20 protein-coding genes and 2 pseudogenes are annotated in these 21,326 nt (G+C 59.1%); 9 read left to right on the top strand and 13 right to left on the bottom strand.

Annotated elements, in window-relative coordinates; genetic code table 11:
* Window positions 1–38 precede the first annotated feature (38 nt).
* A complete protein-coding gene (locus tag EKK30_RS01840; RefSeq protein ID WP_290979403.1) occupies window positions 39–458 on the top strand; it encodes a nuclear transport factor 2 family protein in 420 nt (139 codons plus the stop codon).
* A 21-nt stretch (window positions 459–479) separates the two neighbouring features.
* Here EKK30_RS01840 and EKK30_RS01835 read toward each other — a convergent pair whose 3' ends face one another.
* On the bottom strand, window positions 480–2,222 hold the full coding sequence (locus tag EKK30_RS01835; RefSeq protein ID WP_290979398.1) for a cytochrome c biogenesis protein DipZ: 1,743 nt from the start codon (window positions 2,220–2,222) through the stop codon (window positions 480–482).
* Between the two features lie 195 nt (window positions 2,223–2,417).
* The gene (locus EKK30_RS01830) at window positions 2,418–3,455 is read right to left on the bottom strand and encodes a glutamine synthetase beta-grasp domain-containing protein (RefSeq protein WP_290979395.1); all 1,038 of its coding nucleotides are present in this window, start codon (window positions 3,453–3,455) and stop codon (window positions 2,418–2,420) included.
* A 476-nt stretch (window positions 3,456–3,931) separates the two neighbouring features.
* On the opposite strand from EKK30_RS01830, the gene EKK30_RS01825 reads away from it, so the two are divergent.
* Window positions 3,932–4,132, top strand: coding sequence for a DUF2735 domain-containing protein (locus EKK30_RS01825; RefSeq protein ID WP_290979392.1), 201 nt, complete (start codon window positions 3,932–3,934; stop codon window positions 4,130–4,132).
* A 99-nt stretch (window positions 4,133–4,231) separates the two neighbouring features.
* Here the strand turns inward: EKK30_RS01825 and EKK30_RS01820 are convergent, their stop codons facing one another.
* Both EKK30_RS01820 and EKK30_RS01815 read right to left on the bottom strand, forming a co-directional pair.
* Window positions 4,232–5,161, bottom strand: a complete 930-nt coding sequence (locus tag EKK30_RS01820) for a glutaminase (RefSeq protein ID WP_290979389.1) — start codon at window positions 5,159–5,161, stop codon at window positions 4,232–4,234.
* A gap of 153 nt (window positions 5,162–5,314) precedes the next feature.
* Entirely contained in the window at window positions 5,315–6,118 is an 804-nt protein-coding gene (locus EKK30_RS01815) for an SDR family oxidoreductase (protein ID WP_290979386.1), read from the bottom strand.
* Window positions 6,119–6,228: 110 nt separating this feature from the next.
* Here EKK30_RS01815 and EKK30_RS01810 point away from each other — a divergent pair, with 110 nt between their 5' ends.
* Window positions 6,229–7,254, top strand: a complete 1,026-nt coding sequence (locus EKK30_RS01810; RefSeq protein WP_290979383.1) for a GlxA family transcriptional regulator — start codon at window positions 6,229–6,231, stop codon at window positions 7,252–7,254.
* 228 nt (window positions 7,255–7,482) lie between these two features.
* Window positions 7,483–7,659 carry a hypothetical protein gene (locus EKK30_RS01805; protein ID WP_290979380.1) on the top strand — a complete coding sequence of 59 codons (177 nt, stop codon included), beginning with the start codon at window positions 7,483–7,485 and terminating at the stop codon, window positions 7,657–7,659.
* Window positions 7,660–7,678: 19 nt separating this feature from the next.
* Here the strand turns inward: EKK30_RS01805 and EKK30_RS01800 are convergent, their stop codons facing one another.
* The gene (locus EKK30_RS01800) at window positions 7,679–9,340 is read right to left on the bottom strand and encodes an alpha/beta hydrolase (RefSeq protein ID WP_290979377.1); all 1,662 of its coding nucleotides are present in this window, start codon (window positions 9,338–9,340) and stop codon (window positions 7,679–7,681) included.
* Between the two features lie 174 nt (window positions 9,341–9,514).
* On the opposite strand from EKK30_RS01800, the gene meaB reads away from it, so the two are divergent.
* On the top strand, window positions 9,515–10,516 hold the full coding sequence (meaB, locus tag EKK30_RS01795; protein WP_290979585.1) for a methylmalonyl Co-A mutase-associated GTPase MeaB: 1,002 nt from the start codon (window positions 9,515–9,517) through the stop codon (window positions 10,514–10,516).
* 4 nt (window positions 10,517–10,520) lie between these two features.
* Here meaB and EKK30_RS01790 read toward each other — a convergent pair whose 3' ends face one another.
* The 3 genes from EKK30_RS01790 to EKK30_RS01780 form a co-directional block, all read right to left on the bottom strand.
* Complete coding sequence (locus EKK30_RS01790) at window positions 10,521–11,639, bottom strand: alpha/beta hydrolase (protein ID WP_290979374.1); 1,119 nt, start codon at window positions 11,637–11,639, stop codon at window positions 10,521–10,523.
* 96 nt (window positions 11,640–11,735) lie between these two features.
* Window positions 11,736–12,470 carry a Crp/Fnr family transcriptional regulator gene (locus tag EKK30_RS01785; protein ID WP_290979371.1) on the bottom strand — a complete coding sequence of 245 codons (735 nt, stop codon included), beginning with the start codon at window positions 12,468–12,470 and terminating at the stop codon, window positions 11,736–11,738.
* Window positions 12,471–12,836: 366 nt separating this feature from the next.
* Window positions 12,837–13,094, bottom strand: a complete 258-nt coding sequence (locus EKK30_RS01780; protein ID WP_290979369.1) for a hypothetical protein — start codon at window positions 13,092–13,094, stop codon at window positions 12,837–12,839.
* Between EKK30_RS01780 and EKK30_RS01775 the strand changes: the two are divergent.
* From EKK30_RS01775 to EKK30_RS01760, 4 genes and pseudogenes are all read left to right on the top strand, one after another.
* Window positions 13,069–13,261, top strand: a pseudogene (locus EKK30_RS01775) (transposase); the annotation flags it as partial. The gene EKK30_RS01780 and the pseudogene EKK30_RS01775 sit on opposite strands and share 26 nt — an antisense overlap.
* Window positions 13,262–13,309: 48 nt before the next feature.
* Complete coding sequence (locus EKK30_RS01770; protein ID WP_290979366.1) at window positions 13,310–13,909, top strand: hypothetical protein; 600 nt, start codon at window positions 13,310–13,312, stop codon at window positions 13,907–13,909.
* A gap of 407 nt (window positions 13,910–14,316) precedes the next feature.
* Window positions 14,317–14,685, top strand: coding sequence for a PilZ domain-containing protein (locus EKK30_RS01765; RefSeq protein WP_290979363.1), 369 nt, complete (start codon window positions 14,317–14,319; stop codon window positions 14,683–14,685).
* 147 nt (window positions 14,686–14,832) lie between these two features.
* Window positions 14,833–16,251 (top strand): tetratricopeptide repeat protein, encoded by a 1,419-nt coding sequence (locus EKK30_RS01760; protein WP_290979360.1) that lies wholly within the window; start codon window positions 14,833–14,835, stop codon window positions 16,249–16,251.
* A 12-nt stretch (window positions 16,252–16,263) separates the two neighbouring features.
* On the opposite strand, the gene EKK30_RS01755 is transcribed toward EKK30_RS01760, so the two are convergent.
* From EKK30_RS01755 to EKK30_RS01735, 5 genes and pseudogenes are all read right to left on the bottom strand, one after another.
* Window positions 16,264–17,040 carry a glycosyltransferase family 2 protein gene (locus EKK30_RS01755; RefSeq protein ID WP_290979357.1) on the bottom strand — a complete coding sequence of 259 codons (777 nt, stop codon included), beginning with the start codon at window positions 17,038–17,040 and terminating at the stop codon, window positions 16,264–16,266.
* A gap of 5 nt (window positions 17,041–17,045) precedes the next feature.
* Window positions 17,046–18,290, bottom strand: coding sequence for a class I SAM-dependent methyltransferase (locus tag EKK30_RS01750; protein WP_290979354.1), 1,245 nt, complete (start codon window positions 18,288–18,290; stop codon window positions 17,046–17,048).
* Window positions 18,287–19,180: an NAD(P)-dependent oxidoreductase gene (locus EKK30_RS01745; RefSeq protein WP_290979351.1), complete on the bottom strand. Its 894-nt coding sequence runs from the start codon at window positions 19,178–19,180 to the stop codon at window positions 18,287–18,289. The genes EKK30_RS01750 and EKK30_RS01745 overlap by 4 nt, the downstream gene beginning before the upstream one ends.
* 129 nt (window positions 19,181–19,309) lie before the next feature.
* Window positions 19,310–20,362, bottom strand: a complete 1,053-nt coding sequence (locus tag EKK30_RS01740; RefSeq protein ID WP_290979348.1) for a cation diffusion facilitator family transporter — start codon at window positions 20,360–20,362, stop codon at window positions 19,310–19,312.
* A 105-nt stretch (window positions 20,363–20,467) separates the two neighbouring features.
* A pseudogene (locus EKK30_RS01735) lies at window positions 20,468–21,326 on the bottom strand (hypothetical protein); the annotation flags it as partial.

The raw sequence follows: 21,326 nt of genomic DNA, 5'->3' as shown, positions 1-21,326 counted from the left end.
GGCAGGCCTTGGGCTTAAACATCGAGACTGTCAGGGCGATGCTGCTAGCGTCTCAGGAGGCTTGGAACTCCGGGAGCATTGAGGGCGTGCTCGAAAAATACGTCGATGATCTCGTCTACATAACGAATGCCGGCGGTCCCAACGGGGAAACGTTGAGGATCGAGGGAAAGGACAACTTGCGGCGACGCCTTAGGGCATCAATGGATGCTTGCGATAGCCAGGCCCGCATCGACTCAGTTCGTGAGGATCGCGGGCTCATCCGCACGCGCCTCTCCGCGGTCATCCGGCACAAAGCGTCAGGGCACACCATCAATCTCTCACTTAGGCAGATCCTTCGTCTGGAAGGATTTCGCATTGCCGAACAGGTCGAGTATCACGATGCAGCAAAACTCGCGGCATTCTGGCGGCTCGCCGGCGATACGCGCGGCGAGCGGAAGGATCCTGCATCCGTGGGTTGAGACATTCGCTCTGGATTTTTGTCACCCGAACGTAAACGCGAATGCCTGAACGCCTGGATCAAGAAACTCGATCCTGAAGACATGGTCTTCGACGGAACCCGATTGTCGAACCAGCTGATAAAGCCGTTCATTCGCCACGACGCCCGTGCCCTCGGCATCCGTGTCGGCGCCGTGATTGTCCCCGGGAGCCTTGCCGTCGATCGTGATCTTAAAGCGCACCGGCTTTTGATCGGCGCCGGGGCCCAAGACGAGATGGAGATCTCGAGCGCGAAACTTGTAGGCGATGCTTCCGCCCGCCGCGTTCAGCTGGGCGTGTTCCGGTGTGATCGTCCAATTACCGTTTAAGGACCAATCATTGAGGTCGCGAGGTGATCCAGTGTAGTCGTGCGAGACGTCGCGAACAGCTCCACCGGCCGACACGAAGTTTTCCGCGCGGCGGTAGCCGACATAGGTCTCTGGAGAGTTCACGGTCTCGGACGGCTTCGCTTCGATTCCCGATGCGCTGACAGAGACGACACCAGTGGATACATTCTTGTTTCCCGCTTCAGCCAGCAACTTCTGGATGACGCGCTCTGAGACGTCATACTTGCCTTCGCCGAAGTGGTGGTGGCGGATATCGCCGTTCGCATCGATGAAATAATGCGCGGGCCAATACTCATTGTTGAACGCGCGCCAGATGGCGTAATTATTGTCGATCGCGACGGGATAGGTAATGCCGAGATCGGCGACGGCCGTCTTCACGTTCGCGATGTTCTTTTCGAAGGCGAACTCGGGCGCGTGAACGCCGATGACCACAAGTCCTTCGTTCTGATATTTCTTTGCCCAGGCCTCTACGTAGGGCAGCGCGCGCAGGCAGTTGATGCACGAGTAGGTCCAAAAGTCGATCAGCACCACTTTGCCTTTGAGCTCCTCGCGGGTGAGCGGCTTTGAATTGAGCCAAGCGACAGCACCATCGATGGACGGCATCTTGCCTTCAATCTGGAGGTCATCGGAATTGTCTTCACCGCCTGTCGCATCCTGCTTTGCCATTTCGGCATGCCCGCCGAACGCATCGACGAGGCGCTGCTCGATCGCGCCAGTACTGGCGACCGACAGTCGCGTGAGGGCGCCGGTGTCGGCACCGAGGGCGATAGCGGCAACCGCAACGAGGACCAGCACGCCGACGCCGCGGCGCACCCACTCACCGGCTCCCAGCGACCTCTTCATGGCTGCGAACACCTGCCCGCCGGCAAGCAGCGCGAGCGCCAACGACGTCGCCGCGCCAGCGGCATAGGCGAGCAGCAAAATCGTCGTACCGGTGCTTGCACCGTTCAGCGCGGCGCCGGTAAGGATCAGACCCAGCACCGGCCCGGCGCAAGGGGCCCACAGCAGACCGATCGCGACGCCGAGAAGAAGCGACGGCCAAATGGAGGCATGCCCTTCGGCTGCCGCATCTGCCTTTTGCGACAGTTGGTTACCCAGCGCAACGAGCGGCCGTGACAGACGATCGGACAGTTCCGGGAATACTAGGGCGAGCCCGAAAACCGCAACTAGGATCAAAGCCGCGTAGCGTCCATACTCATTTGCGGCGACCGCCCATCCGCCTCCGACCGCCGCAAGGCTGGCCACCACCGCGAACGTCGCGGCCATGCCGAGAAGCGTCGGCATGCCGTTCTGGAGGAAAGGCTTGTCTGCGCGCGCGAATACGAAAGGGAGCACCGGCAAGATGCACGGGCTGACAATCGTCAGGACGCCGCCAAGGTAAGCGAGGATGAACAGCAACATTTCCGATCTCTAACGTAAACCGATCTTAATGCATCAATGCCGGTCGAATTCCGGGCATGTGCACAGATGAGTACGTAGCATCGGACGGTCCCGTTTCATTATTCGTCGGGAAGACCGCAGATTGGGGCTGGCGGAACCTACGCCAGATAGAGTCATGGCGCCAACTCGCGAGAGCCGGCGCCATGATTTGAAGGCTTAAGCAGCCTTCGCGGCAGCGCCCGTCGGAACCTCGGAGATCGTTTTGAGGATCTGAGAAGCAATCTGGTATGGGTCGCCCTGCGAGTTCGGGCGGCGATCCTCAAGGTAACCCTTGTAACCATTCTTCACGAACGAGTGCGGAACGCGGATCGAAGCGCCACGGTCAGCAACGCCGTAGCTGAACTTGTTCCACGGTGCCGTCTCGTGCTTGCCGGTCAGACGCTTGTCGTTGTCTGGACCGTAGACGTTGATGTGATCCATCAGGTTCTTGTCGAACTGCGCCATCAGCGCCTCGAAGTACGGCTTGCCGCCGACGGTGCGCAGATACTCGGTCGAGAAGTTGGCATGCATGCCCGAGCCGTTCCAGTCGGTGTCACCGAGCGGCTTGCAGTGGAACTCGATATCGATGCCGTACTTTTCCGTGAGGCGGAGAAGCAGATAGCGAGCGATCCACATTTCGTCAGCGGCCTTCTTGGAGCCCTTGCCGAAAATCTGGAATTCCCACTGGCCCTTCGCCACTTCGGCGTTGATGCCTTCGTGGTTGATGCCGGCAGCAAGGCACAGGTCGAGATGCTCTTCAACGATCGAGCGGGCGACGTCGCCGACATTCTTGTATCCAACGCCCGTGTAGTACTCGCCCTGGGGAGCCGGGTAGCCAGCCTCGGGAAAACCGAGCGGACGGCCGTTCTTGTAGAAGAAGTATTCCTGCTCGAAGCCGAACCAAGCGCCGGAGTCATCGAGGATGGTCGCGCGCTTGTTCGATGCATGCGGGGTGACTCCATCAGGCATCATCACTTCGCACATTACGAGCACGCCGTTCGTGCGAGCGGGATCGGGATAGTGAGCGACGGGCTTCAAGACGCAATCGGAACTGTGGCCCTCAGCCTGCTTCGTCGAAGAGCCATCGAAGCCCCAGAGAGGAAGGTCGGCGAGATCGGGGAAAGAGCTGTATTCCTTAATCTGCGTCTTACCGCGCAGGTTGGGCACGGGCGTATAGCCATCGAGCCAGATGTACTCAAGCTTGTACTTCGTCATTCTGGACAGCTCCCTAAGTTGACGTCTCTGAATTTCCTAGTGCGTGCGCAGCCGCCGGAGGACCGACTCGCTGCGATGGCGCGAAGGCGTGGAGGGCGTAGCAAAGGCGCTACGGCGCAAACGGGAGCCTGCGTTCACTCGGATACCGCTGACATGCTGTCCGACAGCGCTGCTAGCGAATACGAAAATGCCTTGGAATGAATTCTCGGCGAGGAGATCTCTCTCGGCCTGGAACCCATCTGTCAGCATCAAACCTCCTCGAGCGATGCATTGCCCATCCGCGTCAATGCAGTGGTGGGAACAGGTCCTGGCGACGCGCGTTCACCACCGATGGGATGCTACCGAAAGATGCAAATGCTGGCATGCCCATAATATGGGCAATTGCTGATTTTAATTGAGGCATCAGGAAAATCAGACTTACATGTGTCATGAGCCGCCAGCCCTGACTGCCCGGCGAACCTAAACGAGAGGCGAAAATGGAAGAAAGGCAATTGCGGCCGACCGCGAAGATCTACCAGTTCCCCAGGGGCGGGCGCGCGTCCCTGCATGGCGACCGCATGGTGAAAAAGGCCGCAGCGATTCTGCCCGCTTGGCACTTCCGCAACATCGGTCAGAGCGACTGCTGGTATCACGAAGAAGCGATCGCGGAAGACGCGCGCGTTGTCCGCTGGAGCTAATGTAAGCGTTTGCCTAAATCGGCGGAATGTCTGAGCTGATCGCGCTAAAGGTTACCTTGACCTTGTTGCGCGAGACGGGACCGGACGACGGACGAGTCGTCAGGCTCCGAAGATCGACCACCCCATGCGCTTGGCGAGCCTTTCGAGCGCCATGCGGCCCAAATGAGAGTTGCCGGAGGGATCAAGACCCGGCGACCAGACGGCGATTGACGCCTTCCCTGGAGCGACGGCGAAGATGCCGCCTCCGACCCCGCTCTTACCGGGAAGTCCGACGCGATAGGCGAATTCTCCCGATCCGTCGTAGTGTCCACAGGTCAGCATGAGCGCGTTAATCCGACGCGCCCGTTCCGGTTGCACAACAGGCAGGCCGGTAGATGGATTGCTGCCAAATTGTGCAAGAAATCTTCCGGCCATCGCCAGCTGTCGGCACGACATCGAGATCGCGCAATGGTGAAAGTAAACGCCAAGCGTAAAATCGACAGGATTGTCGAGGACGCCGAAGGATTTCATGTAATTGGCAAGCGCCGCGTTACGGAAGCCAGTGCGCTGTTCAGAGGCCGCAACCTCTTGATCGATCGTGATTGTGGGATCGTCGGCGAGAAACTGCATGAAGCGAAGGATTTCTCCCAACGCCTCGCGCGGCAAGTGGCCTGACAGGATCAGATCGGTCACGGCGATCGCGCCAGCGTTGATGAATGGATTGCGCGGTATGCCCTGCTCGCGTTCCAGCTGAACGATCGAGTTGAATGGACTTCCCGACGGCTCTCGGCCGACGCGCGTCCAAAGACGATTGCCGAACTTTCCGAGCGCGAGCGTCAGCGTGAACACCTTTGAGATGCTTTGGATCGAGAACGGCATGTCGCCGTCACCGCCGACGACGGCATTTCCCTCGGCCTCGATCACGGCGATGCCGAAATAGTCGGGATCAACGCATGCCAACTCCGGGATGTATGAAGCAACAGTTCCCCGATCGGGGATCCGCCGCATCTCGTCGACAATCTCCGCGACCACCGTGTCGAGCTTGGCCACCTGTCGCTTACCCCGCCATTGCAATTCAATCCGTTCTAACGGGCAGTTGGCAAAGCAGACAAGTTCCGCAAGCCAAATTGGGAGAGATGGTGGCGCGGTAAAGCACCGCGCACGTGATGCGCGATGCAGAGAGATGTCGGGCTTAGTTTGAGTCTACGCGGAGGCTTTGACGCGATATCTCGGAGCGGGATTGACATTGCTCAGCTTGCCCGCCATCGCCTTCCGCTTCGCCTCGTACGTTTCCCAATCTGTTGCATCTTGCAAAGCAGGAATGGTCACGACTTCGCCGTTGTCGAGGCCGGCGAGTGCTGCGTCTACCATGTCCTCGGCCGACATCACGAACGAGGAGGGAAAGTTCTGATGGGGATGCCCCGCGACGTCCCAGAACTCAGTTGCAGTTGCGCCGGGCAGGACGGCCTGGATGCGAACGCCTTTGTTGGCCAGCTCGTGCTGAAGAGATTGGGATAGCGCGAGCACGTATGCCTTCGATCCTCCATAGACGCCGTTGAGCAACTCCGGCGCGATGGCGACGATGGAAGAAATGTTGATGATTGTTCCCTTGCCGCGCGCGGCGAAAGCTGGCGCTGCGGCGTATGTGAGGCGCGTGAGCGCCGTCACGTTGACGTCGATCATCTCGACCATCTTGTCGATGTCGGACTGCAGCAGAGGCACGGCCGAACCAAAGCCAGCGTTGTTCACCAGCATGGTGATGTCGGCATTGCCTTTCAAAGCCGCCTCGACATGCGACAGGCCCGCGCTGTCATTCAAATCGGCGGGAAGAACCGTAACCGATCGGCCGGTCTTCGCGGTTATCCGGGCCGCGACATCCTTCAGGCGCGCCTCATTGCGCGCTACGAGGATCAGATCGAACCCCCTCTTCGCCAAGCGATCCGCATAGATCGCGCCTATTCCGCTCGATGCGCCAGTGATGAGGGCCGTGCCCTGAGATACCGTCATGATCGTCTCCGAAGCCTGCTGTAATCGCCGCATCTACGTAGGCTTGCGGGGCGATGTCTCAAACGACATATATGAGGCAGTTTCGGTCATCGGCTGCAGCGGACATGGTCATGCGCATCGGGTTTCTGGTCTATCCGAATTGTTCGGTGATGGGGCTCGCGGTTTCCAGCGTGTTCGAAATCGCCAATGTGGTTCGCGGGGAAAAGGCCTACGACATCCAGTTTCTATCGGAGAAGGGCGGGCCGATAAAAACCTCTGCGGGATTGGTTTTCCAAACGCAGCGGATTAGCGGCGGGAGCATCGATACGCTGGTGGTCGATGGCGCCAATGACCCGAAGCCCTCTTCGCCACAAATCATATCCTATCTGAAAGCTGCAGAACGGCGATGCCGGCGCGTCGCGGCGTCATGCACGGGCGCGTTCGTTCTTGGTCAAGCGGGTCTGCTCGACGGGAAGCGCGTGACCACACACTGGCTGTTCGCACGCACCCTACAGGAGATGCATCCCACCGCGCACGTCGATGATGATCGCATCTTCATCAATGACGGAAAGATTTGGACGTCTGCTGGAATGAGCGCGGGAATTGATCTCGCGCTGGCACTAGTGGAAGCGGACTTCGGCATCGATACCGCGCGATCCGTAGCGAAGAAGCTGGTGCTGTACCATCGCCGCTCCGGCGGACAATCACAATTTTCAGAACTCTTGGAGCTTGGACCCAAGTCGGATCGGATTCAAACGGCGCTGGACTATGCCAAGCGGAATTTACATCGACCGCTGACGGTTGCAAAACTTGCAGAGGCAGCTCACTTGAGCCCCCGTCAGTTTTCCCGCGCGTTTCGCGAGGAGACTGGGCAATCGCCGGCAAAAGCCGTCGAGGCCATGCGGGTCGAAGCGGCACGCATTCTCATGGAGCAAACGCGTCATCCAATCGACGTGATCGCCCGGCAGACCGGATTTGCGGATCGCAGCCGGATGCGCCGCGCGTTCATTCGGATCCTGGGTCAGCCGCCGCAAGCGATCCGGCGAAACGCTCGCCTCGAAACGAGAGAACTGCGGAACGCCGAAGGCGCTAAGCCGAGGCTCCGCAGTCCGCGCGAGGCGCGCAAGCGAACCACACGTGAACCAATTCCTGCCTAGTGGCCTGCTGCTGCTCGTGATGCGCGCCGCCAAGTTCCGGCGATTGGAACTTAGTCGTAATACTCGTCAACGCGGCTTCCGGGCATGAACTTAGAGGCGTAAATTACTGTTCCGGCTTACTGAGTCGACGACCTCGCCACGACTGAGGTGGTAAGCCCCTGCGGTCGCCAGCGAGGAACTTTTAGAACGCGTAACCCGTTCTGCCGCCATATTTCCGGAGGTTGAACCGTGAGCGATTACATTAGCGACGCACTGCTGGTGCTCTCTTTGATCGCGCCGCCGACTATCCTCGGCATCCTATTGTTTTACGGCTTGTCGATGGGCCGCCGCCACCATAGCGATGCTGACGAGGAGCCCCTCTCTCCACCGAAAGCCCGAAGTCCCACCGCTCCCCGCGCACATTGAGCGGCCGAGTCGCCCGCCGCTATTGATCCGCTTGGAACCGCCAGAACGTTCCTTGGGGAGACTCCACCGCAAGAATGCTTTTCAGCCGCCGATTGGGCGGCCTTATTCCGTATTCAACCAGCGCCTTCACATCGTCCAGCAGCGCGGGATTTTCCGCATAGCCTGAATGATTGAGGCCCAGCGCGTCCGTCGAAACGGCCGTTACATCGATTGTATCCACGCCCGGCACGATAAGCGGACCATCCTTGGGAATATCGCCGGCGCGGGGCACTCCTCCCCAGAACTGCTGAGAATATCCCAATGCTCGGTCGTTGGAGGCGGCGTAAAGCGTCACGCCTTTAGCGAAGTTCGAGATCTCGCGGGCAATGATGTTGAACTTGTCCCGGTCAACATCCGGCGCGGCCAGAATAACCTGACTGATCACGACACCGCGAGGGATTTTTGGTTTCAAGGTTTGAAGAACGCGCAGGAGCAATTCGTTGCCCATCGAGTGGGCGATGAGGCTAATTGATTTGGCCCCGCTCTTTTGGATGACCATAGTCAGAAACTCGGCGAGCGTCGGCTCCGCCTGCTCGACGCTTCCTCGATCATACGTGTAGCTCGCGACTTTACCCCCGGACGGCCAGCTGTAAACGAACGGTGCGCCATCAAAACCGAGATCGTAGGTAATTTGCGCCGTTCGATAGAGGGCGCAGTCGAACGAGGTGTTGAACCCGTGAATGAAAACGAACGCGTGATCCTTGAACGTTGAGGAGTCCTTTAGGCGCGCCCGAACCATTGCGAGCATCTGATCTTCCGTCAGGCTGGTAATCTCCTGAACGGTGAAGTGCTTGTTTGGGTCTTCCTGCTCGGCATAAATCTTGTAGCCGAAGACCTCGTAGATGCGAGGCCGCTCAATGTGCGGTACCTCGTGACTTAATGGCACTGAGATGAGGGCCCGGCCGAGCTGGAGCTTGTGGCCTCTTCCCGATCCAAATTGCAGCCTTTTTGGGTCCGGCTCTATTTCCCGGTCCGTGCCGTAAAACACGGGCACGATTTTGTACTTCTTATTGGGGTCGCTCTCGATCGCGGCGCGAGCTGCCGTCGCAGGGGCCGCTGGCGGAGGAGCGGCAGCGACCGGAGGCGGAGGCGCAGGCGCAGGCTTCGCGGGCGCCGCGGATTCCACCGCCGTCGGAGGCGCAGACCCGCCTGCGGGCTCCGAAGCGGAAGGTGGTGCGGGCTGCGCCGGGGCGTTCGCTTCATTGGAAGGCGACGGCTGATCCTGTGGCGCCTCGGGCTGTGAGGCCTGCGAGCTGCCAAGCGTCGGCTCGGATTCTGGCGTGTCCTGAGAGGCGCCAGCGGGCGGTCGCGCGGACTTCTTATATTTGTGATGTGTCTCAGCCTCCTTCTCGGCGTCGGCATCGGGGGGCGCTCGATCTTGATCATGCGACTGTTGCGGCGGCGTTGCCTCCGGCGGAGGCGGCATCGTTGCCTGAGGCCCGCTAGGCGCTGGCGAAACGGCCACATCCGAAGGCGGCGGGGCCGGCGCGGGCGCTCCGGCAGAGCGCGTCTGCTCCTCGCCAGTCTTCGCGAGCCGTGGGGCTTCCGTGCAGGCTGAGAGCAGGCCGGAGGCGACGAGCGCTGTCAGCCCGAACTTCCAAAGTGATGCTGACCGAGGCCAGCCTTTTGCCAAGGAAACCACGCTACCCCTCCCCCACTTGCGCCGCAGCCGAAGCTAAGGAGCTTGAGCCCCCCAAGCAACGGCTCTATGGCACGGGATTGTGACGGAGTGGAGCGGCGAAATCTCGGCTTGCGCAAGGATGAACTTGCCGTCCAACGTCACCGCTCCGAAAGAACAGGGTTCATCATCTCAGCCATGGCCGCTACAGCACTCCCAGCCAACAAAATTCCGGTGGCCGATTACGTCTCGGGGATTGCTGAAGGCGATCGCGCCCTGCTCGCACGGGCCATCACCCTCGTAGAAAGCTCAAACCCGGATCATGGCCGCCTCGCACAGAGCGTGCTGCAGGAATTACTTCCCAGAACCGGGCGCGCGGTCCGGCTCGGCATCACCGGCGTGCCCGGCGTCGGCAAATCGACGACGATCGACCAGCTCGGCATGAATCTGATCGGCGAGGGTCATCTTGTGGCGGTGCTCGCCATCGACCCCACCTCGAAGCGATCGGGAGGCTCGATCCTCGGCGACAAGACGCGCATGAATTCGCTGGCGCAAGAGAAGAATGCATTCATCCGGCCCTCCCCTTCGTCCGGCACACTTGGAGGCGTGACGCGGCGCACGCGGGAGACGATGGCGCTCGTCGAGGCCGCGGGCTTCGACGTCGTGATCGTCGAGACGGTTGGCGTCGGACAATCGGAAGTAGCCGTTGCCGACATGGTCGACTTCTTTCTCGTATTACTCTTGGCAGGCGGTGGCGACGATCTTCAGGGTATCAAGAAAGGCATCATCGAACTTGCCGACATGATCGCGATAAACAAGGCGGATGGTGACAACATCCGGCGCGCGGAAAGTGCCGCGGCGGACTACAAGAATGCGCTTCAAATCTTCACCCCTCACGGCGCCACTTGGTTTCCCCCCGTCATGACGGTATCAGGCCGCGAGAACCGCGGATTGAAAGAACTTTGGGCGAAGGTTCTCGAGCATCGAAAGACGATGACTGAAACCGGGGAGTTCGCCCAGCGGCGCCAGGTTCAAGCGGTCTCGTGGATGCGGGACATGCTGGAAGATCGATTGATGGGCGCGCTGCGCGCAAATCCAAGCGTGGCGACCGAGTTGCCGAAGATCGAAGCATCGGTGCGCGACGGACGGCTGCTGCCGACGCTGGCCGTCGATCGGGTGATGGCATTGATGGGTCTATAAAGACTCACGCCAAGAGATGAGAATCAAAGAAATTCACGATCTCTCCAAAAGCTTCCGCCGTCTCGGGCAGGAACGGCGTCAGAAATTGCGCGTGGCTTTCTCCTTCGAAGACCTGCAGAAATGCGTTCACGCCTGCCTGGCGAAGCTTGCGATGAGTACGCACCGTATCGCTCAAGAGCAGGTCGCGCGTCCCTGATGTCAGGATCGCAGGCGGAAAGCCGGTGAAGTCGCCGAAGATCGGCGAAAGCTGTGGGTCGCGAAGATCATGCGTTCCGGCATAGAGGTTGATGGCAGCGCCGACCCACCCGGTACGCGAGACCAGCGCGTTGTCTACGTAGGCGTTCGCCATGACTGTGTCGCCTGACCATGTCAGATCCGCACACGGGCTTCCCGGCGCTATAGCTCCCGGAAGCGCCATCCCTTCTGTCTTCGCCCGCAACACGGCCGAAAGCGTCAGGGCTCCGCCGGCAGACGTGCCAAAGATGCCCATTTTCCGGGGATCGTAAGACGCCAGCAGAACTCCCCAAACCGCCGAGATGTCGTCAAGTGCAGCTGGAAAGGGGAAATCCGGTGCCATGCGATAATCGATCGAGACGACACGGCATTTGGAGTAGCCAGCCATCATCATCCCCTCGCCGGCTCCGGCTTCACCCGGATACAGCACGAAGCCGCCGCCGTGGATGTGGACGAGCAAGCGATTGCGATTAGCTGGTGCGATCTCGCTCGGCGTGATCACGAACACCGGCACACCGGCCATTGTGGTTTTTTCGACCTGAAGATTGAAACGTTCCCGGATAGCGGTGATCGCGTCCGCAGCGGCGGCTGAGCTGCTCGCTGCGAGATCTCTCCAGGCTGCTGCATCTTTGGGGATGGTATCCCAACCCGGACTGTAAGGAGCGGCAATGACACCTTGCAGCTGCGCACTGACAGTTGTCGGCACGGGTAGCTCACGAGATGGAAGAAGGCGGGGAGAAAAACCACTTGAAGCCGGAGCTTCAGCGGGCGCTACCTCCTCAGCCTTCAGCAATGAGGGTAGAGCAGCCGCCGCGACGGAGCTTCCAAGAAACAGGCGCCGCGAAATCCTGGTGCGGCTCTGTCGTGGTGCAAATGAATTTTCGCTCATTCCCGCACTCCTCCGGCTATGCCGAAGGAGGAACGGGTATTCGCTTATCTCGTCAAGAGCGGGCTGAGGGATGATTTAGGCTAAGCGCGGCAGGCGTCACTGAAGAGCGGAAGAACCATCCCTGCCAAAACCTGCCCAAGACAGCCAATCCACCTGCTCGTTAGCAATCGCGTCTAGCGCCTCGACATCCTTCAGGCGAAGGCCGTGCGGGGGCGCCGTCTCTACGAAACCGCGCATTTTAAGCTGCGTCAGTGACAACGCGAGGAGATCAACGCTCATGCCCAGGAAGTCGGCGATCACACCGCAATCGACGCTGTCATCGATGAGAGTGGGGTCTCCGCCTTCTTCGCGAATGCGATTGGAAACAGCAACGAGAAATGCCGCTAAACGCACCATCGGACGTTCGCGCGCCGAGTTCACCAGGCTCTCGCGCCGGAAAGCGAATTCACGTGCCATCGCTTCTTCATAACGCGCGGCATTGTGCGGATCGTCTTCGATCAATTGCTCGACGGCATCGAGGGCAATCGCGCGCACCGTAGTTTCGACCTCGGCCCGCGCGCTTACGGCATGGCGCTCAAGAAATCCCATACCGACGAGTTCACCGGCGAGGACGTGCTCGACGACTTCGATGGTGAAGTCAGGGCGGGTGCGATAGATGCACAAGGCACCGCTTTCCACGCGATAGACGTTGCGCTTGATGTCGCCCGCTTCGAAAAGAAGCTCGTTGCGCGCCATGTGCCAGACGTCGCTGGTTGCGTCTTTATCGCCGATAAAGCGAAGCTCGAAATCGTCGCCGACACCCGCGTTCTCGGCCAACTCCATCCGCAGCATAACTCAATACTCCACACTGCATACCAGCGAGCGCTGTGCGCTAGCCTGACAACGACAGCACCGGAACCGGACGACGCTCAAAGCGTCGGCGGTGGCGGCAGTCCCGTTGTGGCAAAAACTAGGCAACATAAAACTCCCAACCGGCATAATGACGCGCATCGCTGGAATTGTCCACGCGCGAGCGCTGGCCTTTAGTTCTATCGGAGATTGGAACGCAGTTCAGATCCCGCCAGCCCCGCCCTCATTGCAAGCGTGAACGTTAACGCGGTCCATGAGTTCCACTCAGGGCAGGAATTGCGACCCATAGATTTCGGGTGTCGCTCGAATAACTCACATCCTACTGGGCGCTCTCGGCTTTTGGTGCAGCTACTGGTGCCAGGTTTGACCAGCTTCAACAGAGAGGATCAGGTCAAGAGATTGGCGCGCTTTATCTATCGCACGGCGATCGACGCGCTCGCCAAAGAGAACGGTACGTACGGTTGACGCCGATACGAATGCATCGAGAGCCAGGGATGCATTTTTGATATACCAGAGGTCGAGCGCATTCCACGGCAGCGGTCGGCACAGCCGAAGCGAATAGGGTTGCGGCGAGAACCACTCCAACACGGTTGAATCTTTCTTCAATCTCCTCAAACGGGAAGGGCACCATCAGCATTGCAGCGAGAAGCATCTTCACCGCAGTCTTGCGGAATTCGCCTTCCGTTATAACGCACGTTTAGCATTGGGCATCGAAGACAAGGCTCGCTGCGAAAGCGATCAAAGGCGCAAAAGGCAAGCGGTTGACGTATCGACAGCCTGACTGCGAATGGAAAAGCTTAAATGTTCGCGGAGCCGACGTAATGCCTGAGCAAAAAAACTATGACCTTGGCGAAGTTATGCAGCAGGCGGCGGCGGATCGCATCTGGGCTGTCCGAGGCAGATCCATTCAATCATACGCTAGCTTGGAGCAGTCTCTTTGCGCGCTGTTTGCATACTGCGGAGACATCGACCCAAAAGTAGCCGGGATCATCTTTTTTCGAATATCGAGCACTCAGGTTCGCAATGACATACTGGAAAAGCTCATCCGCCGAAAATTCGGATCGGTTTATAATCTCTTTTGGAATTCTTATCTAAAAGAGCTTCGGCCCATTGATATAAAGCGAAACGAAGTCGTCCATTGGAACATGATCACGCTGATTGGCGACGATGGTGTATCACTTCAGTTGAGGCCGCCCAATTTTGCGGGATGGGACGAGAACACTCCGCAACTTCTCGATAGCGACTTGGTTGCGTTCATGGAGAAGTGCGGCGTTTTTGGACGTCTCGCAAACATGTTCCATTTGGCAACCAGCATTATGACGGGTGCCGAAGCGCAGCCATGGCTCGATGTATTTAAAGAACCACTAGTCTATCCGCTTCCAGACGGACATCCGTTAAATCCGCGTCCCACAACACCTTAAGCCCAGCTTCAAGCATATCCTCGGTGACTATTTCTATTTCCGAGTTTCCGTCATGCATGCGCACCTCGCGGCACGCCAGCAAATCAAGTAGACTTACGCGAAGACAAAAACCAAAGCTGAGAAGCCCGACACGCGTTCGCAACGCCAGAAGTTCATTGACGCCGCCAAAAGACAAGGCCAGCAAGAAATCCAAGTAGAAGCCGCGTGGGCGCTGAGGCCCCTGGCGTCCCTGCGGTAGGGGTGAAGCCAAAGTGCTAGGGCTAAGGTTTGTTAAATACGCAAACCTCAATTTTATTATAGTACTTATTGATCATCACTGGTCGGATTATCTCAGCGGATACGGTTTGTGTGCTCTAAGAGCTCCAAAAAACCCTTTTGGACATCAAAGGATTATTGGAGCGCATGCCATGATGGCTTTGTCGCAGAATTATTTGAGACGACAAGATACTCGCCGCCGCGTGATGTTCTCGGCGCTGCTTGAATGTCGAGGCGTGACCCAAAAAGTCAGGGTCGCCGACTTCTCGCCCTCGGGTCTACGAATTGATCAGACCCAGGGGCTCGCGATCGGAGACCCCGTCGAAATCAGCCTGGCTCCCGGCCTGAAGCTCAAGGGCGAAGTGGCATGGGCCGTCTGGCACAAGGCGGGCATGAAACTCCTCAAACCGTTGTCGGAGGATGATGCTGCCTATCTCTTCCTGGCCGAGCAGGCAAATGCGATAGAGCGCGCGCGAACACTCGCCCTCGTGGCAATCGCCAAGGAACGGGGCCGGGATTAGTGTTGGCTATCCTCCCCTTGTCGCGAGTCATATGTAACGCCGCAGTCTCCAGCCTCGCGCATGGTTGAGGGGCTAGTCGAGAGAATTGGGTCGGTATGACTTTAGCGCCGGCTCAATGAACGCCGCCATCGCCGGGAACTCGACGCAATGAACCAACAATGGCCATCGCTAGCCGACCTTCCCGACGCAGAAGATCCGGCGGCAGACAAAGCCGCTGAGTTTGATGCGGAAGCGGCGTCTGCGGTCGACTTACTGCTCGTCGGATTGCAGATCGCGCGGAGCGGCGAGTTCGATGTCGCCGCCGAAGCCTTTGCGAAAGCCATCGTCAAGGATCCGGAGTTGGCCGAAGCCTATGAGGCGCTGGCGACTGTGCTGGTTCCTTTGAACAAGATTGAATTTGCGATCGGCGCCAAATCGAAGGCGATTTCGCTCGGCTACAATTCCGCAGAGTCGTGGGGCACGCTCGGGGACATGCTGGCAAGCGTTGGCCGGTACGACGAGGCCGTGGATGCATTCCGGACCGCACTTAACCTCGATTCCTCAGTCGCTGACTTACGTGGCAAGCTAGAGATGGCTGAGGCACGAAGCACCCGACCGCTTTCGCAATCGATGGCTGCCGCGCAACCGGCGAACGATGACGCGGACCTGTTCGGCGCTGATTTCCTCAACGAGGATGCCGATGCCATTGGCGAGGCGTGGCGTCAGGTGAATCTTGTGACCATCGAGCCCGAAGGCAACGTGCATAAGGCTGCCTTCGACGATTTGGCGAGCGGCTTTGAACATGCACTTCGTTCGCTAGGAGCAAACGTCCGCCGGCAGAGCAATAAGCTTGAGAATGCTGGCGTCAATCTCGTGCTCGGTGCGCATCTCGTTCCGACGCAGGAGATGGCGGACCGTATTCCCCAAAATACCGTCATCATCAATCTTGAGCAGATCACCGGCTTCAACGTTCGCGAGCGTCCAATCTATCTCAGCCTCCTGAAGCGTCTCGCGGTTTGGGACTACAGCGTTCGCAACATCGTTGAATTGCGGCGCATGACTCAGAACAAGTACATTCGGCATGTCAGCGTCGGCTATACGCCGGAGATGACGCGCGCGCGCCCTTCGCAATCACAGCCTGTTGACGTTCTTTTCTATGGCAGCACCAACACGCGTCGTTTGGCGATCCTGAGAGAACTCGAGCGCGCCGGACTAAACGTGAATCACCTTTTCAGCGTGTATGGCGAGAAACGCGACCGCGCGATTGCCGAGGCAAAAATCGTCCTCAATATGCATTTCTACGAAGACAGCATTCACGAGATTATTCGGACGTCCTACCTGCTGGCAAATAGCAAAGCGATCGTCTCTGAGTGTGGACCGAGGACAGAAATCGACGACGACATTCGCCGGGCCATGGTCGCCGTGCCTTACGAGAACCTCGTTGCAAGCTGTGTTGCGCTGGTTCGAGACGAGCCCCGGCGGCGTGCGCTCGAACGGACGGCGTTTGAAATCTTTTCCAAGCGCGATCAAGCAAAGATACTGCGCGAGACGATCGCGGCAACTGAATTGGCGCCTTTGGCAAGTTGAGAGAAGCTGCGGTCAGGCGGCGATAGGCAGGACTCCGCTCAGCGCGGCAAGCTTCGACCAACGACCATCAAGCTCGGCAATGTCAGCCTGATGCTGCGCCCCGAAACCGTTCTTGATGTCGAAGCTGTCTCGCTTGGAGCCGATCTGCAGTTTACGAGCCTTGAAAGCGGTCGACCAAGGGCTAAAGCCGTACCAACGGATAGAACCCATATCTCGGCTTGCATTGCCCTGCCGTGGCAAATGCGAGCTGTGCCGGCCGGGCGTATACGCTCCGATGGCGTAGCGATGATAAAGGCGGTTGCGCGTGGGAAACGTCAGGCCCGGAATCGCAAGCCCCTTGAAATCAATTTCATCTTCCCAGATGCCAGTTGATTTCTGCGCAACTAGAGAGACTGCGGGGTCCGGCGGATTGTCGGGGTCGGTATCGACCATGACGGCGCCCGGGAGACGCGCGCCGATCAGATCATGCTGGAGCATCACACGCTCCATCTTTGCAAGACCTGGCGCTACGAAGAATTCGGTGGTGTTGAGGACAAGCTTCCAAGCGTCCGGAAAGCGCTGCTCATGCTTCATGACTTCGAAATCGCAAAGGAGCGCCGCGAAAGTTGCGTTTTCCGAGGATACGACTTCCCAACCCGGGACCAATTCGCGGCAAATGTCGACCGACGCGTCGGTGGAATGGTAATCGATCAAAACGCCATGGTCGAAAATTTCGCGATGATGGCGAAGCCACCATGGAAGCATGTAGGCTTCGTTGTAGAAATGGGAAATGACGACCCGCTTCGGCATCGCGCCTAACCGATTTCCTGGAGCGTTGGGAAATAGACAACGAACTTGGGATTCGTGTTGCCGCTAATCGCCCTGATCTTGCGCATCAGTTCATCGGCGAAGTTCCAAGCACCGATCAAAAAGGTCGTATTGCCGGCAAGTTCGGCCGCCTTTTGCAATGGTTCAATGGCCTGCTGCGTGCCCGGAATCGTCAAACCAACCTTGAGCTGCGCCTCGTCGAGGTAAGTATCGGGCGTGATGCCGGCGGCCCTGATAAATGTCATCGCCTTGGCTGCCACGCCGACGAGCGCCACTTTCCGCCCGGCTGCCTGATGGCGGGCAACAGCTTCCGCGGCGGATTGCATAGCATCCTTGGCGCCATCAGCAAATTTCACGTAGGCTCCAGCAGCGTCTTCCTCGGACAGATTTGGCGAAAGTGCTGCCGGCTGCGGCGATGGCCACGCGATGCTGAAAGGCGCAGATTCTTCGAACGCGAACGGCTCAACGTCGTCTTCCGCTCGGCGCAAGAACGAGAGAAGGCTGGTGCCGTGCACGGACGTTAGTTTCGACGCCTCCACGCGCAATCCGCTTCTGGCCGCGAGGCGGGCCATCGATGCGACTGTGTAGAACGAGTAATGTTCGTGGTAGACGGTGTCGAATTCGCCGTTGGCAACCATCAGTGCCTGGCTCGTCTGAATGATCGCAACACCGCCCGGGGCCAAGCAATCATGCACGCCCCTCATGAATGTAGCTGGGTCAGGCGTGTGCGCGGCGACATTCATCGCAACGATGATGTCGAACTTTCCTTCGGGTCGAGCTTCCGGAAAGAAGCCGGTTACGACCTTCCTGCCTGCCGCAATCGCGACCGCGTTTAGGTTTTCTGCGGGATCAACGCCGATCGCGTCAAAGCCTTCGGCTTCAAGGCAACCAAGAAAGCTGCCGTCATTGGAGGCGATGTCGAGAACTCGGGCGCCAGGACGGCTCGCGCGCCGAAGCGTTGCAGCGAACCATTCGAAATAGGCCTTCAAAGTGCCGCTTGTGCCGCTGGCGTATAGGTAGTGCTTGAAGAGCTTCGCGGGGTCGACGAAGTGGGTCAGCTGCCCGTGCGAGCAGGATGGGCAATTCGCAAATCCCAAGGGGAAAGCCTCGTAGTCGTCCTTCGCGTCGGCAAGCAGCAAGTTTGCGGGCGGCTGGACGTCGAGGTCGAGCAGCGGCCTGACATTGCTGCCGCAGACGATGCAGGTACGTTGTGGTTCGCAGATTGCGGTCATGATGCCACTTGGAGTTCGGGCCGGAAGTCTTGTTGGAAACGTGCGCAGCGCTCTGCGATGCTCAACGCCGGAGGCGCCCCGCAGAGCGCTTGAATTCGATCCCAATTCATCTGGAAGGAGTATGTTACTCCGTTGCCGTGATCGACAACCGGCACCCCATGGAACGCCGCGATCTGGTCTGCGAGATCGCCGATGCTCGTGTTCAGAGAACCGGTATTGAGAATGGGCGGGAGGTCATCAGCCTGCTTCATCAGCTGGAGGACGTAGTGCGCGAGGTCTTCTAGGAACAGGATGTTGCGGTAGGAATTGCGATTGCGAACCTGCACGAAGCCATCGCGCATCGCAGCGATGTTCATGGCGTTGAAGATCAGCTCCGCGCGGAGGAAGGGGCTTGCGCCGCAGACCGTTCCGAGGCGCAATCCAGTCACTGCGTTCGCGAAGCAGCGCGCAAGCGCATCCATCGAGATTTTTGAGCAGTCATAAGGGTTGACGGGATCGAGCCGCGTCTCTGTCTCATCCAACGCGGCCGGGGGCGTGCCATCTTCCGAAGCGAGCGACGAGTACACGCTTGCCGTGCTCGCATAAATCAGCCGGGCGTTGATCGGCTTGCGGCGGGCAAAGTGAAGTAGATCAAGACAGTTATTGGCGAGCGCCCCATCCGGATCGCGCAGGGACATCGGCACGCTGGAGTGGCCCGCGAACCAGAGAATGATGCCGAAATCGGCCAAATCAGCGATCGTCAGTTCTTGATAACGGCAGCGCATCGAGTTGCGCACACCAGTGAGACGGTCAACGTTCTGATCACAAACAGAAACGTCAAGACCAGCGCGCGTCAGGATCGGCAGCAGGTACGAACCTACATAGCCATACCCGACAAGAAGAACCTTCATGACAGCGCCTCCCCCTACGCGCTTTTCCCCACCCGATACCTTTCAGGTTCGCCTTGCGCGTGGCTGGAGATGGCGCGCGATCAGGGTCGGACTGGACCGCGCTCACCAGAGCCAAAAACGTGACTGGCTTTATAGGAGGGCGCCGGACGCAGCCACTTCCTTGGGCTGGGCACAGCCGGCACCTGCGCCGCACGGCGCGCCGGTTCCGACTTCGAGCTGCAAAGTCGAGTGCCGGATTTCAAATTCGTCGTGCAGCATCTTGGCTGTCTGTTCTATCAGCGCGTCTCCGGGTGGCGCATTCGGCACGACGAGATGACATGTGAGAGCGGTCTCCGTCGTGCTCATTGGCCAGATGTGCAAATCGTGAATGCTCACCACTCCCGGCATGGCGAGAAGCCGCGCCTGCACGGCCTGGGCATCGATATTGACCGGCACACCGTGCATCGCGAGGCGGATAGAGTCTTGCAAAAGGCCCCAAGTTCCCCAAACGATAACGCCGGCGACGACGAGACTGACCAGCGGGTCGAGCCAATCCCAGCCCGTCAGAAGCACCGCGATTCCAACCAAGACCACGCCAAGAGAGACAGCCGCGTCCGCCACCATGTGGAGGTAGGCGCCGCGAATGTTCACATCGCGCTCTCGCCCGGACATGAACAGCCAAGCTGTGAAACCGTTGATCAGGATGCCTATGCCCGCAACGATGATCATCGTGCTGCCGACGACGGGTTGCGGCTCTATCAGGCGCTGGACCGCTTCCAGAACGATGGCGCCAACCGCGACGAGCAGCAGCACTGCGTTCGCCAGCGCCGCGAGAATTGTGGAAGATCCGAACCCATAGGTGAAATTGAAAGTGGCTCGCCGCTTCACCAGGACGCTCGCGCCCCAGGCCATCAAAAGCCCGAGCACGTCGCCCAAGTTGTGTCCCGCGTCAGCCACCAGCGCCATCGAGTTGGCGAGAAACCCGAACGTCGCTTCGACAATCACAAAGCCGAGGTTCAGAGCAGTGCCCAGCGCGAATGCGGGCCCGAAGTCCTTGGGCACATGACTATGGCCGTGCGCGCCGTGACTGTGAGGGCCATGACTGTGCCCGACGGTTTCCGGACGCTGATGATCGCCGGAAGTGTGCGCGTGCCCGCTGTGATCGTGGTCGTGGTCGTGATGGGATGTTTCGGCTTGAATCATGATAACTGGCCAACGGGTTTCGGCCACGGGATATGGCACGCGCTCATCAAAAATGGGACTTAAAAATCAACGCTGCAAGCCGACGTTTGATCCGACCGAGGTTGATCAGCCCTTATCGATGCCGCTAATGCGCTCAAGTAGCCGCGGGCGGCGTGCGTTGGGGGCGCCATTCGAATTGTCATCGGATCCGGCAACAGGCAGCGGCGGCGGTCGAACCGCGTCTGTCACGGAGCCAAGTGAGGACGATTGAGCGGGTGGTGGACCATTCAGGGACCTAAGGAAGGCTCCAGGCCGGCTGACCTCAGGGTCCGCGACATTCACTGCATCGTTAGCGGCCGGCTTTAAGCTTCTGGGCGCAGCAATGCGCTCGGCGAGCGAGGGCCGCCCAGCGCCGCCTTCGTCATCGACATCGGAGTCGGGCGCGATCCGGCGCATTTCTTCGTGGAAGCGCAACGCTTGACGCGACAGTCGCTCTTGTCCTGCAGCGATCTCTGCCCGCAGCTGAGCGATCAGCTGCTCCTGATGCTTTATTTCGGCCTGCAGAGCGGTCTGATCCGCTTTCTGAGCGAAATCGGCGCTCGGCTCAGTCCGATCCTCATAAACTTGCAGTGCCGCTTTCAGTTTAGCGATCTCAGTCGATTTGGCGTCGCTGGCTGATTGCAGGTCGGCTATGCGATCTTCGAGGGTCATCCTCTCGGCGTCCTCGCCACCCAGGCTTGCTTTAAGCCCCGCGAGTTCGGCTTCCGTTTTCGCCAAAGCAAGCAACAGACGTTTGATCTCGGCGTTCTGCTCGTCATTCGACGCTGCAATCTGAGCAGCCGCCTGCAAGCGCTCGATCATAGCCGCCTGCTCACGGCTTCGCTCGCGAACAGCCTCAAGTTCGATCCGCAGGGCCACGTTGGCATCAGCGGATGGGCCTTTGAGCCCGTCCCGATTGCGAACCGCGCGAGTATCGAGGGCAGTG

The sequence above is a fragment of the Hyphomicrobium sp. genome (assembly GCF_003987855.1).
Classification (GTDB): domain Bacteria; phylum Pseudomonadota; class Alphaproteobacteria; order Rhizobiales; family Hyphomicrobiaceae; genus Hyphomicrobium_B.
Note: the sequence above shows the minus strand (reverse complement) of the source record. Positions and strands in the feature narration are given on the sequence as shown.